The sequence below is a fragment of the Serratia sp. NA_13 genome (assembly GCF_052691735.1).
The window spans coordinates 1-15,586 of sequence record NZ_JBQZFV010000017.1 but is presented as its reverse complement, the minus strand read 5'-3'; the positions used below and the strand labels follow the sequence as shown (position 1 = coordinate 15,586).

Below are 15,586 nucleotides of genomic sequence, written 5' to 3'. Positions count from 1 at the left end.
GCAGAAACGAAAACACCCGCCGGCGGCGGGTGTTGGAAAAGGGGGGATTTAGCGTAAGCAGGGGCTGGTTTAACGAGAGTCTTGTCCGTCGGCCGGGTAAAATATTTCTTGATAATCATTGTTTGGCAGCACCTGGCCGGCCAGATCCGAAATCAGCGACATGGCGATCAGAAATTCGGCGGCATTGCACTGCGCAGCCTGCGAAACATCGGCGATGAACTGGATGCGGGACAGTGTTAGCTGTTGTTTATCCATAATTTCCACTGTTCTTGCCCTCTCTTAAGTATACTGTTTATTTATACAGTATTAAGCAAAACGCTAAAGGCGTCAATGATTGGATTTATCATTTGTGCAGTAAAAATTGGCCCAGTCATTGATTAGCGGAAATTGTACAAGTTGACCGTCAAAGCTGATTTTCCCTCCTCTTGCTAATACTTCCAACTGCCAGCGCTGAGGATCGATACCTGTCTGTCGAAGATCGCGGGCAATCGTCAGGCAATATTGCTGTTGTGCTGGAGTCAGACGTGCGGAGGGCGCCAGTTTCGGGCCGTTAAAGGGAGCGGATCCACAGTTATTGACAGAACTCCAAGGTGTCGCAGATTCGCTACTTTTGGCGACGATGCGCCATTGCAGCGTCCTTGTCCGGTATACCCGTTCGGAGCCCAGATGAGGAGCATAAATACCGACCACTTTTTGCACTCGTTCGTCATAACTGTTCAGTGTGGGCGCATCATCACGCGCTACACGTACCCATTGCCGGCTGCGGGGCACGTTGGCACCGCCCTGGGCATCGATATAACCGGAAAAGTCGCCAGTATCGGCAGCGGCGCGTACGGCTTCGGTTCGCTCATCGAACAGCTGCGTCAGGCTTTGTCCACGAATGCGCCGACACTCGCGGTATGCGCCCATGCTGGGCAAACCAAAAGGATGAAACTGCGGAATACGCCAGGTGCTGGCCCAGGCGCTGACGGCATTGGCGGTTTCACTCAGGGGGGTACCAGTCTCATGATCGAGTTCTTCCTCCAGCGCATAGCCATCGAGATTCTTGGCAATGTATTTGGCCATATAAGCTGTCGCCCCCCCTCGATTCAGGTGCTTATACTGGAGACGATTCTCTTGCGCTCCGGGTTCCCCGGCATCCTGCTGCAGTGCATAACGGAGCAGAATATCGATCACCGGTTGACGGTGATGATGGGGAGTAAATAGCATCAGGTGCCAATGCGGTGTACCGTCGTGGTGTGGTTCCACCACCCGGATACCGTAGACCTGAAGTTGACGATCCTTAAATGCGGTGCGCATTTTGCTCCATTGCTTCACCAAGTAGCGTTGGCCGTCTTTTGGGGTGAAGTCTTCAGGATCCCAACGGTGATTGAAGCGTGCCTTGCCGTGGCCGCCAAGGGTTCGAGTGGGATGAAAACGTGCGGGAGTCGTCAGGGTGACAAACAGCCCGATATGGGTGCTGCGCGCGGCGTAAGTTTCAATGCCTGCGAGGGTATTCATCAGCTCCATACGGCGGATAGCCGGGTTGGCGATGCTGCTCAGCACTTTCTCCATCAGATCGACACGCTCCCCGGTAACGGTATTTTCCAAATCGCAGCGGCGAAGATAATCCTGATTTGATTGACGGCGCGCCTTCACGTCACGAATAGCCTGACGGCTGGCATAGGGGGAAGTGTTGCGGCTGACGTTGCCAATGGCGATCAGCAGCGCTTCGCGCCACTGCATACGTTGCATCTTCAGGCGCCGCAGCCACCAACGATCGCTGGTCAGTCTGGAGAGTGCCGCTACCGCGCGGTGGCTGTCCAACAATCCTTTGCGATAACAGTGCCAGTGCATGGGCTGAATATTAAAAGCGAGTGCCATGCTTGCAATCTGGCCATACAGTTTTGATTGAATTTCGTCCCGCAGCAGGACAGAAGAGTCTCCCGCGTGCCGGGTCAGTAAGGTGTCGCACTCACTTTGATAAAGTGCCAGTAACTGACCTGCGATTCGTTTTGCCAATTGTTCCAGCGCCTTGTCGCCCAGCGTTGGCAAAGCGCTATAGTTGTCGGCCTCATTGCCAAAGTGCATTGAGGCTTGGTGATTTTGGCCAAATTTATTGTTCACTTGTTGGATCCGTGGCCATAGGCGGCGGTCGAAAACCCGCACCAGGTAGTGCCAGGCAGCCTGCGCACCTTGCTGACGCAACAGAAGTTGGTGGCGCTCGGTAAACTTTATGCGCAAATAATAAGGCAGGGTGTTGATGCGGCACAGCGAGGCCTGCCACTGGCGTAGCCGATCGCGGTTAAGCGTGGGTTCGCGGCCAATGGCTGGCCGCGGAGCATTCCAGGGATAGGCACCTTCAAACAAGGGCGAAGGCGGGGGGCCAATAAGGTCGGGGGGAGCCAGCATCGTATTAACGTCGGATAAAGTGACGTTGCTGGGCCTCTGCGATCTCCTGGCAGGCTACGCAGCGGCTTACGCCGGGAATAGCGCGGCGTCGTACCTCCGGGATCTCCCCGTCACAGTCTACGCAAAACTGAGCTGAGGCTTGGGTGACTACGGGCCTGGCGTGCGCGATCTGCTTTTCGAGCATCAAGGCCTGGCGTTCTTGCGCCATATCTATGGTATCAGCCATGGTGTGTTCTCCAGATAGGGTAAATTTGGGCCGAGCGACATCCGGCGGGTTGCACGCCAGAGGTTGCAGAACGGCTATTTTTTCTGATTCAGCAGGCAATCCTCTTCGCTGATATAGCGCGGCAGTGATTTGCCCAGTTCAATGAATGCATTGAGTGCAGCGACAATTTTCTGTCGCTGGGGATAGCTCATCTCGTGGAACTGCAACATCACGTGACGCTCGGTCAGGCCTGCATGAAAGCAGAGCGTGTGACGTAGATGCAGCGGTGCCGTGTTGTAGATCTCCTCGGCCTGATTTTTATATTGGGCGAATAGCGTGCGGCGGATTTCAGCGATACGCCGTAGGCCGATAGCCCGTTGTTCTTCATTCGCCAACAGCATGGCAACCTCCCTGGATGCTAAGTGATATATGGGCTTGCAAAAGCGAGGCGGATCTCGGTTCGAATCACCCTCACTCTGTGAGCAACGTGCCTGCTTACCGTTAACCAATGGCAGCATAACTTGCTATTGGACTACCACGATGTTTGCATTTTCATCAATCATGTCGCATCATCTTAACTAAAGTGACATTTAAGCCGTTTGTGAAACATTCATGTGGCACTTTAGATCGCAAAATGCGACTTGTAAATGCAAATTTTGATTTTAATCGGTGATGATATGCGTGAAGATACTGTGAACGATAACGCCTCAGTAGGCGCAGTGATTGAAAGGATCCTTTCATCTTATGGTGTTGGCACGCAGAAAGAGCTGAGTGAAATCCTGGGGATAGCCCCTAACAACATCAGCAGTTGGCAGCAACGTGGCAGCGTGCCCGGTTATGTGATCATCAGCTGCGCACTGGCTACGGGCGCTGATTTGGCCTGGCTTATGACCGGAGAGCTTGCAAAAGCAAAAAGTGAACGTAAACCGATTCAACCCGCGCAGGGAAAAGCGCTTTACGAGCGGGTTCTGGCTTCTGGCGGTAAAGGTGTGCTGCGGCGCATTCTCGATGCCTATGGCTTCAGTCTGCAGAAAGAACTGGGAGATTTACTGGGTATTTCGTCGGGCACCATGAGCACCTGGGTTCGTCGTAACTATTTCCCGGGAGATATCGTGGTGACTTGCGCTCTGGATACCGGTGTTTCTCTGTTGTGGCTGGCAACCGGGCAGGGGGGAATGGGTAGTGGCGGCACGGCGGTGGCGGTACCGACTGGCGGGCGGGCGCTGCCGAAATACTGGCTCGTCGCCGGGCAGTTGAAAGATGCGGGAGAATGGTTGGCGGACAGTTCGCTGATCTCGGCAGGGGTAGCGCAGCCGGCTTACGTTGACGGCGGTCGGTTATCCTGGCTGGTAGATTTGGCCGTGACGCACATTGCCAATGGCCGTTGGTTGATCGATATCGACGGCAATATCGACGTCTATGATATTGCGCGTTTGCCGGGTAATCAGGTACAGGTCAGTGGGGGAAATGCTGACTTCCAGTGTTCCACCGATGCGCTGAAAGCCTTGGGCATGGTCTGGTTGACTCTGACACCTCAGGCATAAAAAAAGCCCATCGATGATGGGCTTGGTGGAATCAGTGTCCTGGGCGAAAGGATTACAGACCGTATACCAGACTGATGGAAGTCGTGGTGTCGGTATTCTTCGGTGCTGAGGCTGGCGGCTTGCTGTTGTAAGTCACGTTATAAGCCAGACGCAGTGCGAACCTTTCGTTAATTGCGACGCTTAGCGCGGTTTCGGAGTTCAAGGTGGTTTCTTCGTTAGCCAGGGCGGAAACGCCCTCGGTGAACTTGGTATTGTCGGTCAACTGATACGAATAGTTGGCTGCGCCGTAAGCCAGCGCTTTGGTGGAGCGACCACCGCCATGATATTCATCGTGACGCACGCCCGGACCGAATTCAACTCGCAGATCGCTAAGCGGCCCATTGAGGATTTGGCGACCATAACCGCCGGTCAACGTGGAACGGGAGTCATAACCGTTGAAGCGATCGCTCAGCCAGCTCGCCTGACCGAACAGGTAGTTACGATCGGACAGATTATAACGAGTACGACCACCGGCCTGATACTTTTCTGACGAGCGCACGTTAGAGGAAGTGGTGTTGTTGGCGGCTCCCCACAGGCTGTAGGCGGCATCGCTGTTGAACCAGGTCATGCTGGTATTGGCCAACAGGGTAGAGCTTTGTGAGTTGCCTGACTGCGAGTTGTAACCGGCCTGGATGTTGCCTTCAAACGGTTTTTTGGCGGTGGCCGGATCGTCCATCGCGGTGAAAAGTGTATTGTCGGCAAGGGCTGAAACACTGGTGAAAGTCGTTAAGCAGCTAATGAACAGCGGAATAGCGCGGCGAGCGCGTAAAGAGAGCATTTTGGATCCAGTTGTTAAGAGTGATTATAAGTGATGTCAGTCACATTATATCGGTTCGTCATGGCGACCAAAATAGCTACGATTAGCTTAAGTTTTTAATTTCTCATCCTTACTTATTCACTTTTCTTCTACTTAATTAACCCCTTCCTGCGGCATATCATGCTGAGTATCCTTAGCGTTTGACTGGGTTTTGGCTAAGGTTGTCGCCTGGTAGCAACAGCGGGTGGGCTGCCGTGCTCGATCATCCGGATGAGACCGAGAACTGTATCGCGGCCTGATACTTTGCCGTGGAATATATTGTGTATATTTATATTTACACTTTATGGCAATAGTGCCCACCCTTTAAGGTTAAAAGGGATAAAAGAAAGTCTTGGTTTAATTTTAATATTTTTATTTATAAATCATATTATTAAGTTTGTTTTCCATTCTTTTTTAATACGACATTTCAAGATGATTTTTCATTGGTAATTTTTTATTTACAGATATCGGATTGAAAACTTTACATCACATGGTATGGTAAGGACCTGAAACGCTCAAGGTTGTATTAACGCTTACGCATAACGGCAAACGACAGGAATAGCATCATGCAAAAAGACGCGCTTAATAACGTTCATATCAGTGCAGAACAAATTCTGATTACTCCGGAAGAACTGAAGAACCAGTTCCCGCTCAGCGCCAGCGATGAAAATGAAATCGCGACCGCGCGCAAAACCATCGCTGATATTTTGCAGGGGCGTGATCATCGCCTGCTGGTGGTGTGCGGACCCTGTTCTATCCACGACCCGGATGCTGCCCTGGATTACGCCCGTCATTTGAAAACCCTGTCGGCTGAATTGAGCGATCAGCTATATATCGTAATGCGCGTCTATTTTGAAAAACCACGAACCACCGTTGGCTGGAAAGGTCTGATTAACGATCCGTACATGGATGGTTCGTTTGATGTTGAAGCAGGTCTGCACATCGCGCGTCGTCTGTTGCTGGATCTGGTAGGTATGGGCCTGCCGTTGGCGACAGAAGCGTTGGATCCGAACAGCCCGCAATACCTGGGCGACTTGTTCAGTTGGTCAGCAATTGGTGCGCGTACTACAGAATCGCAAACTCACCGCGAGATGGCTTCAGGCTTGTCAATGCCGGTGGGCTTCAAAAACGGTACCGACGGTAGCCTGGGCACGGCAATCAACGCGATGCGTGCAGCGGCTATGCCACACCGTTTTGTCGGCATTAACCAGGCAGGGCAAGTGTGCCTGCTGCAAACGCAGGGTAACCCGGATGGGCACGTGATCCTGCGCGGTGGCAAAACGCCGAACTACAGTGCCGAAGACGTTGCGGCCTGTGAAAAACAGATGCAGGAGGCGGGACTCCACCCGTCCTTGATGATAGATTGCAGCCATGGCAATTCGAATAAAGACTATCGCCGTCAGCCGACGGTTGCCGAGTCCGTGGTAGAGCAGATTAAAGCGGGTAACCGTTCGATCACCGGCATCATGCTGGAAAGCCACCTGCACGAAGGCAGCCAGTCCTCTGAGCAACCGCGTGCAGATATGCGCTACGGGGTTTCTGTTACCGATGCCTGCATTAACTGGGAAAGTACAGAGACGCTTCTGCGCCATATGCACCAGGAACTCGGCACTGCGCTGACGGCACGTACTGGAGAGTAGTAAGTTATGGTGGCTGAACTGACCGCGTTGCGCGATCAAATCGACGAAGTGGATAAGGCGTTGCTGGAGCTGCTGGCAAAACGCCTGCATCTGGTGGCAGAAGTAGGTGAGGTTAAGAGCCACCACGGATTACCGGTATATGTTCCTGAACGTGAGGCGGCGATGTTGGCCTCAAGGCGTCAGGAAGCAGTAAATCTTGGTGTCCCCCCTGATCTGATCGAGGACGTGCTACGCCGGGTAATGCGTGAGTCTTATGTCAGCGAAAACGACAAAGGCTTTAAAACTCTGAACCCACAGCTACGTCCGATTGTCATTATCGGTGGTAACGGCCAAATGGGCCGGTTGTTTAATCGCCTGCTGACGTTGTCCGGCTACCAGGTCAAGGTATTGGATCAGCAAGATTGGCCGCAGGCCGATACTTTGCTGGCAGACGCCGGAATGGTGATTGTCAGCGTGCCGATTCACGTGACTGAACAGGTGATTGAAAGATTACCTCCGCTGCCGGAGGACTGTATCCTGGTCGATCTGGCTTCGGTAAAAAATCGTCCGCTAAATGCCATGTTGGCAGCGCACTCTGGCCCGGTGGTGGGTCTGCATCCGATGTTTGGTCCGGACGTAGGCAGTGTGGCCAAGCAGGTGGTGGTCTATTGCGATGGGCGCGAGCCGCAAGCCTATCAATGGTTGCTGGAGCAGTTGCAGGTATGGGGCGCGCGTTTGCACCGTATCAGCGCGGTTGAGCACGATCAGAACATGGCGTTCATTCAGGCGCTGCGCCATTTTGCCACCTTTGCCTATGGTCTGCATTTGGCGGAGGAAAACGTTCAGTTGGAGCAGTTGCTGGCACTCTCTTCACCTATCTACCGATTGGAGTTGGCGATGGTCGGACGGCTGTTTGCGCAGGATCCTCAGTTGTACGCAGATATCATCATGTCGTCGGAAGAGAACATTGCGCTAATCAAACGTTACTATCAGCGCTTCGGTGAGGCGATCAAACTGCTGGAACAGGGTGATAAACAGGCGTTTATTCAAAGTTTCCAGAAGGTCGAGCATTGGTTTGGCGAGTATGCGCAGCGTTTCCTGGTGGAAAGCCGTTCGTTGCTGCGTCAGGCGAATGACAACCGACAATAGAGTATCCGGGTTCGGCAATGCCGAACCCTTTTTTACATCATCAGGATGGATTGACCGGCACCACGTTGTCGCTGGGATAGCAGCCCAACACCTTCAGCGAGCGAGTGATAGGCGTCAAATCCCTCAATGCTTTCTGCATTGATTCAGAACGCAGGTTAGCCTGCACATCGATATAAAACATTTCTTCCCAAGGATTGCCGTTAATCGGGCGAGATTCCAGTTTGGTCATGATGATACCGTTCTCGCGTAACACCAGCAGTGCTTCAACCAGTGCACCAGACTGCTGCCCGGTGGCCATGATCAGCGTGGTTTTAGCCGGCACCTGCTCAGAGACGTCGATAGCCTTACGCGCCAGCACGATGAAACGGGTGATGTTCTGCTGTTGATTGGCCAGATTGTGTTCCAGTACCTGCAGGCCATACAGCGCGCCGCCAGCTTCGCTGCCTAGCGCTGCGGCTTTTGGCGAGTTCAATTTGGCGACTTTTTCCATCGCTGCGGCAGTGCTTTCACAATATTCGATTTTCCAGTGCGGATAACGATTAATGAACTGGCTGCACTGTTGGAATGGCTGCGGGTGGCTATACACGACTTCGATCTGGGCTAGATCGGTGTCGCTGGCGACCAGGACGCAGTGATCGATAGGGTTGGTCAGTTCGCCGACGATCGACAGGCTGGTGTGCTGCAGCAGATCGTAGACGTCGTTAATCGAACCTGAGCTGGTATTTTCGATTGGCAGAATGGCGTAATCCGCCTGACCGGTTTCGACCTGGGTAAATATGTCCTGGAATTTCTGGCAACCACACTCGATCAACTGATCGAAATGACGAGCTGCGTATTGGCGTGCGGCCAGGTGTGAATAAGAGCCTTTCGGGCCGAGGAAAGCGATGCGGGCTGAATGCTGACTGACTTGATTGAGCTGGTTTTGCAGTAACGACTGCTGGGTTAATACCGAGTCTTCGATAATCAGTTGGAACAGGCGGGTGACGTAGAACCCGTCCAGATCGTAGGGCTTGGCGGCAGCGATCAGGGCGTCCAGCAGGTCGCGCTCACGCTCTTTATCCCGGATTGGACGATGAGAGTGAAGCTTGGTTTTCCCTACTTCTACCGCTAGCTCACGGCGTTCTGCCAGCAGGGACAGCAGTTTCAGATCCAGTGCGCTGATGCGTTCGCGCAGCACGAGTAACGGGTTGTCAGTCATAATCAGCTTCTGCCTTATATTTTTATACGTCGTAAATAGCCATAAAAAAAGCCCCCTGGTTTCAGGAGGCTTTACTGTTCGTCTTCGCATTCTTTATCACACGACGAAACGCCTCCCAATCAGGGGAAGGTAAAAAAGAATGCGAAGAAAAACGGTTTACGGAGCATGGGTTATCCAGAGTATGCGTGAGACAGGTTTTAAAGTAACCGCAGGCCTTTATCTCGTCAATAAAAAAACCAGACAAAAAACGCGCCCTCAGGCGCGTTTGATGTGAAACAGCCGCTAAACGGTTATTCCTGTTCCGGTTCTACTTCCGGAATGATGTCCTTCACGCTGGTTGCGGCACGGCGTGCTTCGCCTTTGTGCTGCACCTTATTCAACTGACGCTCCAGCTTGGCGATCAGATCGTTAACGGCGGTGTACATGTCTTCATGTTTAGCGCTGGCGACCAGCGGGCCGTTAGGGGTAGTAATGGTGGCGTCGGCAACAAACCCTTTCGGTTCTTTGGATAAGACGATATGTGGGTTAATCAGTTGGGCCTGCCATTTTTCCAGTTTGGTGAGACGGTCTTCGACGTGACTGCGGATTGCGGGAGTGATATCCATTTGTTTGCTGGTAATGTTCAATGTCATATAACTTACCTCTCTGTCTTTCCGTCTTGGATGGATCCAGCATACCTCGCTTTTTGCTTAAATGTGTGATGAAAATCACGTATTTTTGTCACTTTTTGCAAAGTTAGTTCAATCTGTGATTCAGCATTTGAATTGGCTATCTAACGCTTGAGTCTTGTGAGCAGAACGCGCATTATTGAAAGGATAAGCGGTGAGGCAGACTTGCTAACATCGTGTTTTTGCTCGTGTATTTTTCCAGCTCTGGCTAAGTTCACAGCAAATGAAAACGGCAGCCGAAGCTGCCGTTTTGTTTTTCTGCCGTTGCCAATTTGGTTATGCCGGGTTGGCGGCAATCACTTTGGCCACTTTGTCGGCCTGACCGTTCAATTGCAACTGCTTATACGCATTTTCCATCAGCGGCAGCGCGTCGCGCGTCGCTTTGGTATCCGGATATTCACGTAGCATCTGTTCGGTGCGATTAACGACCGCGACGTAGGCACCGCGTTTAGTGTAGTATTCCACCACCGAAAGCTCATACTTGGCCAGGCGGTCTTTCAGATACACTAGGCGCTTGTTGGCATCGGTCACATACTGACTGTTCGGGTATTGCTGAATCAGCTGGCTGAAATCGCGAAACGCAGCGCGAGCATGCTGTGGATCGCGGTCTGAACGATCGACCCCGAAGAAGCCTTGCAATGCACTGTCATCCAACGCCATATCGGTCAGACCACGCATGTACATCACGTAGTCGATGTTTGGGTGCGTAGGGTTCAGACGCATGAAACGATCGATAGACGCCTGAGCCAGTGGTAAATCGGCAGATTTGTAGTAGGCATAAATCAGGTCCAACTGAACCTGCTGAGAGTACGGCCCGAAAGGATAGCGGTTATCTAACGCTTCGAGTTGCGTAATCGCGCCCTTAAAGTTACCGTCCTGCAGTTTTTGCTGGGCAGTAGCATAGATTTCCGAAGGTGGGTTGTCGGGAACCGCATCCTTGGATGTGGAGCAACCTGCCAGCGCCAGGCTCAACGTGGCTGCCGCCACCAGATATTTCATACGCGTCATGACGTTTTGATTATCCTCAGGGTGTTATTCCGGGAGACTGTCCGTTAAGCTCCCGACAAAGACCAGTTACAATAGCACATTATATTAAACGGCATCGCCGTGAAAACCCAACGTTAACGAAGAAGCTGCATATGGCACAACAAGTACAACTCACCGCAACGGTGGCCGAATCTCAACTCGGACAACGTTTAGATCAGGCTTTGGCCGAATTGTTCCCTGATTATTCACGATCTCGCATAAAAGATTGGATCCTGGACGATCGGGTACAGGTTAATGGCAAAACGATAAACAAACCGAAAGAGAAGGTACTGGGGGGAGAGACGGTCGCCATTGATGCACAGATAGAAGAAGATGCCCGTTGGGAACCGCAGGACATCGCGCTGAATATCGTCTACGAAGACAGTGATATTCTGGTCATCAACAAGCCACGCGACCTGGTCGTGCACCCTGGCGCCGGTAACCCGGATGGCACGGTGCTCAATGCGTTGCTGCATTACTATCCTGAAATTGCCGATGTGCCACGTGCCGGCATCGTGCACCGTTTGGACAAGGACACGACCGGTTTGATGGTCGTGGCCAAAACTGTTCCGGCGCAAACCCGACTAGTAGAAGCGCTGCAGGCGCGGGATATTACCCGTGAATATGAAGCGGTCGCCATTGGTACCATGACCGCCGGCGGTACTGTCGAAGAGCCAATTTCGCGCCATTCGACCAAGCGCACCCATATGGCAGTGCACCCGATGGGGAAACCCGCGGTGACGCATTACCGTATTATGGAGCACTTCCGTGCGCACACTCGTCTGCGTCTGCGTCTGGAAACCGGCCGTACTCACCAGATCCGCGTGCATATGTCACATATCAATCATCCGTTGGTGGGCGATCAGCTGTACGGTGGCCGTCCGCGTCCACCAAAAGGTGCGTCGGATGCATTTATTGCCACGCTGCGCGGTTTCGATCGTCAGGCACTGCACGCTACCATGCTGCGTTTATATCATCCCATCAGCGGTATCCAGATGGAGTGGCATGCGCCGCTGCCTCAGGATATGGTCGATTTGATTAACGCGCTGAAAGCCGATACCGAAGAATTTAAAGATCAGATGAACTGGTAATGGATACGCTCATCCTGCCCGATTGGCCGTTGCCTGCAGGGGTAAAAGCCTGCAGCACTACTCGTCATGGCGGTATTAGTTTGCCGCCGTATGACTCGCTCAACCTCGGAACCCACGTGGGTGACGATGCGCGGGCAGTGGCGGATAACCGCCAACGGCTGGTGATGGGGGCCGACTTGCCGCAGATGCCAGTCTGGCTGGAGCAGGTTCATGGTACCCGTGTAGTGCGGCTGGATGGGCAAACGCTAGCTGACCTGCAAGCGGATGCCGTTTACAGTAATGTCCCAGGGCAAGTATGTGCCGTGATGACGGCGGATTGCTTGCCGGTGTTGTTTTGCTCGCAGGCCGGTGATGAAGTTGCAGCAGCCCATGCTGGTTGGCGTGGGTTGTGCAATGGCGTGCTGGAACAAACTCTGGCTGCTTTTGCTGCTGAACCGGCTCGTATCAATGCCTGGCTCGGTCCGGCGATTGGCCCGCAGCAGTTTGAGGTGGGGCCGGAGGTCCGTGCGGCATTTATTGCTGTGGATGACGCCGCGGCGGCAGCTTTCACCCCCCAGGGTGATAAATTCCTGGCCGATATCTATTTATTAGCTCGTCAGCGCCTGCAACGCGCAGGCATCCACGCCATCTACGGTGGCGATCGCTGTACGGTGAGCGAAATCAGTCATTTTTTCTCTTATCGTCGTGATGGAATAACCGGACGTCTGGCAAGTTTAATCTGGCTGATATAACCTATTGAATTAGGACGGTCCAACGACGCATGATGTAGTACCGAAAATATACAGTCGAAATAACCTTGAATTTTTGAGGGATGACCTCATTTAATCTCCAGTAGCAATTTCGACTCATCTTGGAGGTGTTATGCGTCTGGATCGTCTTACTAACAAATTCCAGCTTGCTCTCGCCGATGCCCAATCTTTAGCCCTTGGGCGCGACAACCAGTTTATTGAACCGTTACATCTGATGAGCGCTTTACTCAATCAGGACGGGGGCACGGTTCGTCCACTCTTAACTTCTGCCGGTATTGATGCAGGGCGCGTGCGCACTGAAATCGAACAGGCACTGTCTCGTCAGCCTCAAGTCGAAGGTACCGGTGGTGACGTTCAACCGTCCCATGAACTGGTGCGTGTCCTTAACCTGTGCGACAAGCTGGCGCAAAAGCGGGCGGACAAATTCATTTCTTCCGAACTCTTTGTACTGGCGGTGCTTGAGGATCGTGGAACATTGACCGATCTGTTGAAAGCGGCCGGTGCGACAACCGATAAAATCAGCAAGGCTATTGAGCAAATGCGAGGTGGAGACAGCGTGGAAGACCAAGGTGCTGAAGACCAACGTCAGGCATTGAAGAAATACACTATTGATCTGACCGAACGTGCCGAGCAGGGCAAACTTGACCCGGTTATCGGCCGTGACGAAGAGATCCGTCGCACCATTCAGGTGCTGCAACGTCGTACCAAAAACAACCCGGTGTTGATCGGCGAGCCTGGCGTAGGTAAAACCGCCATCGTAGAAGGTTTGGCGCAACGCATCATTAATGGTGAAGTCCCGGAAGGCCTAAAGCATAAACGTGTGCTGTCCCTCGATATGGGGGCGCTGATAGCCGGGGCCAAGTACCGCGGTGAGTTTGAAGAGCGTCTGAAAGCGGTGCTGAGCGATCTGTCCAAACAGGAAGGAAGCGTCATTCTGTTTATTGATGAATTGCATACTATGGTCGGCGCGGGTAAAGCCGATGGCGCGATGGATGCCGGCAATATGTTGAAACCGGCGCTGGCGCGTGGGGAACTACACTGCGTCGGTGCCACCACGCTGGACGAATATCGTCAGTATATAGAGAAGGATGCGGCGCTCGAGCGTCGTTTCCAGAAAGTCTATGTGGCGGAACCCAGCGTTGAAGACACCATCGCGATCCTGCGAGGCCTGAAAGAACGTTATGAACTGCATCACCATGTGCAGATCACTGACCCGGCGATTGTTGCGGCGGCGACCTTATCACACCGTTATATCTCCGATCGTCAATTGCCGGATAAGGCTATTGACCTGATCGATGAGGCGGCGTCCAGCATCCGCATGCAGATGGACTCCAAGCCGGAATCGCTCGACCGTCTGGAACGTCGCATTATTCAGCTTAAGCTGGAGCAGCAGGCGCTGAGTAAAGAGTCGGACGACGCCAGCAAAAAACGCCTGGAAATGCTTAGCGGTGAGCTGGAACAGAAAGAGCGTGAATATTCAGAGCTGGAAGAAGAGTGGAAGGCGGAAAAAGCTTCACTCTCCGGTACGCAGAATATCAAAGCGGAACTTGAGCAGGTCAAGATCACCCTAGAGCAGGCGCGTCGCGTTGGCGATCTGGGGCGGATGTCGGAACTGCAGTACGGCAAGATCCCTGAGTTGGAAAAACAGCTTGCCGCCGCCACGCTGGCCGAAGGCAAAACCATGAAGCTGTTGCGTAACCGGGTGACTGACGCAGAAATTGCCGAAGTGTTGGCGCGGGCTACCGGTATTCCTGTTGCCAGAATGCTGGAAGGCGAGCGTGACAAGCTGTTGCGTTTGGAGCAGGAACTGCATTCTCGGGTCATTGGCCAGGATGAAGCAGTAAGCGCGGTATCTAACGCAATTCGCCGTAGCCGAGCCGGGCTTTCAGATCCAAACCGTCCTATCGGTTCGTTCCTGTTCCTCGGCCCGACTGGGGTGGGTAAAACCGAACTCTGTAAGGCGCTGGCCTCGTTCCTGTTTGACAGTGACGACGCAATGGTGCGTATCGATATGTCCGAGTTTATGGAAAAACATTCGGTATCGCGGCTGGTGGGGGCGCCTCCGGGTTATGTCGGGTATGAAGAGGGCGGTTATCTGACCGAGGCAGTACGTCGTCGACCTTATTCAGTGATCCTGCTGGATGAAGTGGAGAAAGCGCACCCGGATGTGTTCAACATCCTGTTGCAGGTATTGGACGATGGGCGTCTGACCGATGGTCAGGGACGTACCGTTGATTTCCGTAATACCGTGGTGATTATGACTTCTAACCTGGGGTCCGATCTGATCCAGGAACACTTCGGTCAGATGAACTACGCGCAGATGAAGGAATCGGTGATGGAAATGGTCACGCATCATTTCCGTCCGGAATTCATCAACCGTATAGATGAGGTAGTAGTGTTCCACCCTCTCAGCCAGAAACATATTGCCGAGATTGCCAAGATTCAGCTGGCGCGTCTGTACAAACGTCTGGAAGAGCGCGGTTACGAAGTCACTATCACCGAACCGGCGTTGGAGCTGCTGGGCAAAACCGGTTTCGATCCTGTGTATGGCGCGCGTCCGTTGAAACGCGCTATCCAGCAAGAGATCGAAAACCCATTGGCGCAGCAAATTCTTTCCGGCAAGTTGATTCCGGGCAAACCGGTGACGCTGGATGTAGAAGACGAGCATATCGTCGCCAAACAATAGCGGCTATCTATAGCCATTGTGATAAAAGGGAGCGGGCGACCGCTCCCTTTAGGTTGCTGACAAAGCAGGAAAAAGCGTGGTTTTTCCTGCTTTGTGGTGAACAGCCGAAAATCAACAAATTGATTTTCCTGATTTTTATTTATCGACCTCTACTCGCTCTGGGCAGGTCTGGGCAGGAATGAGGTTTGTCATCAGTCTGAAGGGAGCGGTCGACCGCTCCCTTTTCTTTATCTGTTTTCATTGCACTTATAGAGTTTTCCGGGCTAACGGCCTTAAAATACCACTTTTCTGGCTAATAAATATCCTAAAAGGACTTTGTTGGTTGTTATTTGAACGCTTGAAAAGTTTTTTGCATTTAGGGGTTGCGGCCTTCTGAGAACTCCCTATAATGCGCCTCCACTGACCGGGAACAACGACTCCTCTAA

General features: G+C 52.7%; 15 protein-coding genes and 1 other annotated feature. Of the genes, 6 read left to right on the top strand and 9 right to left on the bottom strand.

What is annotated here, in order from left to right; all coding sequences use genetic code 11:
- Nucleotides 1-69 precede the first annotated feature (69 nt).
- The 4 genes from ACUTSU_RS19305 to ACUTSU_RS19290 all read right to left on the bottom strand — a co-directional run bounded on the left by ACUTSU_RS19305 (nucleotide 70) and on the right by ACUTSU_RS19290 (nucleotide 2,997).
- Nucleotides 70-264 (bottom strand): hypothetical protein, encoded by a 195-nt coding sequence (locus ACUTSU_RS19305; protein ID WP_445651457.1) that lies wholly within the window; start codon nucleotides 262-264, stop codon nucleotides 70-72.
- Nucleotides 265-327: 63 nt separating this feature from the next.
- Nucleotides 328-2,391 carry a replication endonuclease gene (locus tag ACUTSU_RS19300; protein ID WP_445654603.1) on the bottom strand — a complete coding sequence of 688 codons (2,064 nt, stop codon included), beginning with the start codon at nucleotides 2,389-2,391 and terminating at the stop codon, nucleotides 328-330.
- A 4-nt stretch (nucleotides 2,392-2,395) separates the two neighbouring features.
- Nucleotides 2,396-2,617: a TraR/DksA C4-type zinc finger protein gene (locus tag ACUTSU_RS19295; RefSeq protein WP_445651459.1), complete on the bottom strand. Its 222-nt coding sequence runs from the start codon at nucleotides 2,615-2,617 to the stop codon at nucleotides 2,396-2,398.
- Nucleotides 2,618-2,691: 74 nt separating this feature from the next.
- The gene (locus ACUTSU_RS19290) at nucleotides 2,692-2,997 is read right to left on the bottom strand and encodes a hypothetical protein (RefSeq protein WP_037424877.1); all 306 of its coding nucleotides are present in this window, start codon (nucleotides 2,995-2,997) and stop codon (nucleotides 2,692-2,694) included.
- Between the two features lie 246 nt (nucleotides 2,998-3,243).
- Between ACUTSU_RS19290 and ACUTSU_RS19285 the strand changes: the two genes are divergently transcribed.
- Complete coding sequence (locus ACUTSU_RS19285; RefSeq protein ID WP_445654602.1) at nucleotides 3,244-4,140, top strand: helix-turn-helix domain-containing protein; 897 nt, start codon at nucleotides 3,244-3,246, stop codon at nucleotides 4,138-4,140.
- Between the two features lie 52 nt (nucleotides 4,141-4,192).
- Here the strand turns inward: ACUTSU_RS19285 and ACUTSU_RS19280 are convergent, their stop codons facing one another.
- Complete coding sequence (locus tag ACUTSU_RS19280) at nucleotides 4,193-4,957, bottom strand: DUF481 domain-containing protein (protein ID WP_445651461.1); 765 nt, start codon at nucleotides 4,955-4,957, stop codon at nucleotides 4,193-4,195.
- A gap of 584 nt (nucleotides 4,958-5,541) precedes the next feature.
- Between ACUTSU_RS19280 and ACUTSU_RS19275 the strand changes: the two genes are divergently transcribed.
- Both ACUTSU_RS19275 and tyrA read left to right on the top strand, forming a co-directional pair.
- Nucleotides 5,542-6,615 (top strand): 3-deoxy-7-phosphoheptulonate synthase, encoded by a 1,074-nt coding sequence (locus ACUTSU_RS19275; protein ID WP_135315208.1) that lies wholly within the window; start codon nucleotides 5,542-5,544, stop codon nucleotides 6,613-6,615.
- A 6-nt stretch (nucleotides 6,616-6,621) separates the two neighbouring features.
- Nucleotides 6,622-7,743, top strand: coding sequence for a bifunctional chorismate mutase/prephenate dehydrogenase (gene tyrA / locus ACUTSU_RS19270; protein ID WP_445654601.1), 1,122 nt, complete (start codon nucleotides 6,622-6,624; stop codon nucleotides 7,741-7,743).
- 40 nt (nucleotides 7,744-7,783) lie between these two features.
- Here the strand turns inward: tyrA and pheA are convergent, their stop codons facing one another.
- From pheA to bamD, 4 genes are all read right to left on the bottom strand, one after another.
- Nucleotides 7,784-8,941 (bottom strand): bifunctional chorismate mutase/prephenate dehydratase, encoded by a 1,158-nt coding sequence (gene pheA, locus ACUTSU_RS19265; RefSeq protein ID WP_153857977.1) that lies wholly within the window; start codon nucleotides 8,939-8,941, stop codon nucleotides 7,784-7,786.
- A 41-nt stretch (nucleotides 8,942-8,982) separates the two neighbouring features.
- Nucleotides 8,983-9,109, bottom strand: a sequence feature (Phe leader region).
- Nucleotides 9,061-9,108, bottom strand: a complete 48-nt coding sequence (gene pheL / locus ACUTSU_RS19260) for a pheA operon leader peptide PheL (RefSeq protein WP_198010413.1) — start codon at nucleotides 9,106-9,108, stop codon at nucleotides 9,061-9,063. (Overlaps the previous feature by 48 nt.)
- A gap of 122 nt (nucleotides 9,110-9,231) precedes the next feature.
- Nucleotides 9,232-9,573, bottom strand: coding sequence for a ribosome-associated translation inhibitor RaiA (raiA, locus tag ACUTSU_RS19255; protein ID WP_012005327.1), 342 nt, complete (start codon nucleotides 9,571-9,573; stop codon nucleotides 9,232-9,234).
- A gap of 312 nt (nucleotides 9,574-9,885) precedes the next feature.
- Complete coding sequence (bamD, locus tag ACUTSU_RS19250) at nucleotides 9,886-10,617, bottom strand: outer membrane protein assembly factor BamD (RefSeq protein ID WP_445651463.1); 732 nt, start codon at nucleotides 10,615-10,617, stop codon at nucleotides 9,886-9,888.
- A gap of 131 nt (nucleotides 10,618-10,748) precedes the next feature.
- Here bamD and rluD point away from each other — a divergent pair, with 131 nt between their 5' ends.
- From rluD to clpB, 3 genes are all read left to right on the top strand, one after another.
- A complete protein-coding gene (gene rluD, locus ACUTSU_RS19245) occupies nucleotides 10,749-11,726 on the top strand; it encodes a 23S rRNA pseudouridine(1911/1915/1917) synthase RluD (RefSeq protein WP_135315212.1) in 978 nt (325 codons plus the stop codon).
- On the top strand, nucleotides 11,726-12,457 hold the full coding sequence (gene yfiH / locus ACUTSU_RS19240) for a purine nucleoside phosphorylase YfiH (protein WP_445651464.1): 732 nt from the start codon (nucleotides 11,726-11,728) through the stop codon (nucleotides 12,455-12,457). The genes rluD and yfiH overlap by 1 nt, the downstream gene beginning before the upstream one ends.
- 130 nt (nucleotides 12,458-12,587) lie before the next feature.
- Nucleotides 12,588-15,161 (top strand): ATP-dependent chaperone ClpB, encoded by a 2,574-nt coding sequence (clpB, locus tag ACUTSU_RS19235; RefSeq protein WP_445651465.1) that lies wholly within the window; start codon nucleotides 12,588-12,590, stop codon nucleotides 15,159-15,161.
- Nucleotides 15,162-15,586 lie beyond the last annotated feature (425 nt).

What these genes read in the sequence shown, in the direction of transcription:
- tyrA (WP_445654601.1), top strand. Translation starts at nt 6,622, where the DNA reads ATGGTGGCTGAACTGACCGCGTTGCGCGATCAAATCGACGAAGTGGAT.
- ACUTSU_RS19275 (WP_135315208.1), top strand. Translation starts at nt 5,542, where the DNA reads ATGCAAAAAGACGCGCTTAATAACGTTCATATCAGTGCAGAACAAATT.
- ACUTSU_RS19300 (WP_445654603.1), bottom strand. Translation starts at nt 2,391, where the DNA reads ATGCTGGCTCCCCCCGACCTTATTGGCCCCCCGCCTTCGCCCTTGTTT.
- ACUTSU_RS19290 (WP_037424877.1), bottom strand. Translation starts at nt 2,997, where the DNA reads ATGCTGTTGGCGAATGAAGAACAACGGGCTATCGGCCTACGGCGTATC.
- raiA (WP_012005327.1), bottom strand. Translation starts at nt 9,573, where the DNA reads ATGACATTGAACATTACCAGCAAACAAATGGATATCACTCCCGCAATC.
- ACUTSU_RS19280 (WP_445651461.1), bottom strand. Translation starts at nt 4,957, where the DNA reads ATGCTCTCTTTACGCGCTCGCCGCGCTATTCCGCTGTTCATTAGCTGC.
- yfiH (WP_445651464.1), top strand. Translation starts at nt 11,726, where the DNA reads ATGGATACGCTCATCCTGCCCGATTGGCCGTTGCCTGCAGGGGTAAAA.
- rluD (WP_135315212.1), top strand. Translation starts at nt 10,749, where the DNA reads ATGGCACAACAAGTACAACTCACCGCAACGGTGGCCGAATCTCAACTC.
- bamD (WP_445651463.1), bottom strand. Translation starts at nt 10,617, where the DNA reads ATGACGCGTATGAAATATCTGGTGGCGGCAGCCACGTTGAGCCTGGCG.
- ACUTSU_RS19285 (WP_445654602.1), top strand. Translation starts at nt 3,244, where the DNA reads ATGCAAATTTTGATTTTAATCGGTGATGATATGCGTGAAGATACTGTG.
- clpB (WP_445651465.1), top strand. Translation starts at nt 12,588, where the DNA reads ATGCGTCTGGATCGTCTTACTAACAAATTCCAGCTTGCTCTCGCCGAT.
- pheA (WP_153857977.1), bottom strand. Translation starts at nt 8,941, where the DNA reads ATGACTGACAACCCGTTACTCGTGCTGCGCGAACGCATCAGCGCACTG.
- ACUTSU_RS19295 (WP_445651459.1), bottom strand. Translation starts at nt 2,617, where the DNA reads ATGGCTGATACCATAGATATGGCGCAAGAACGCCAGGCCTTGATGCTC.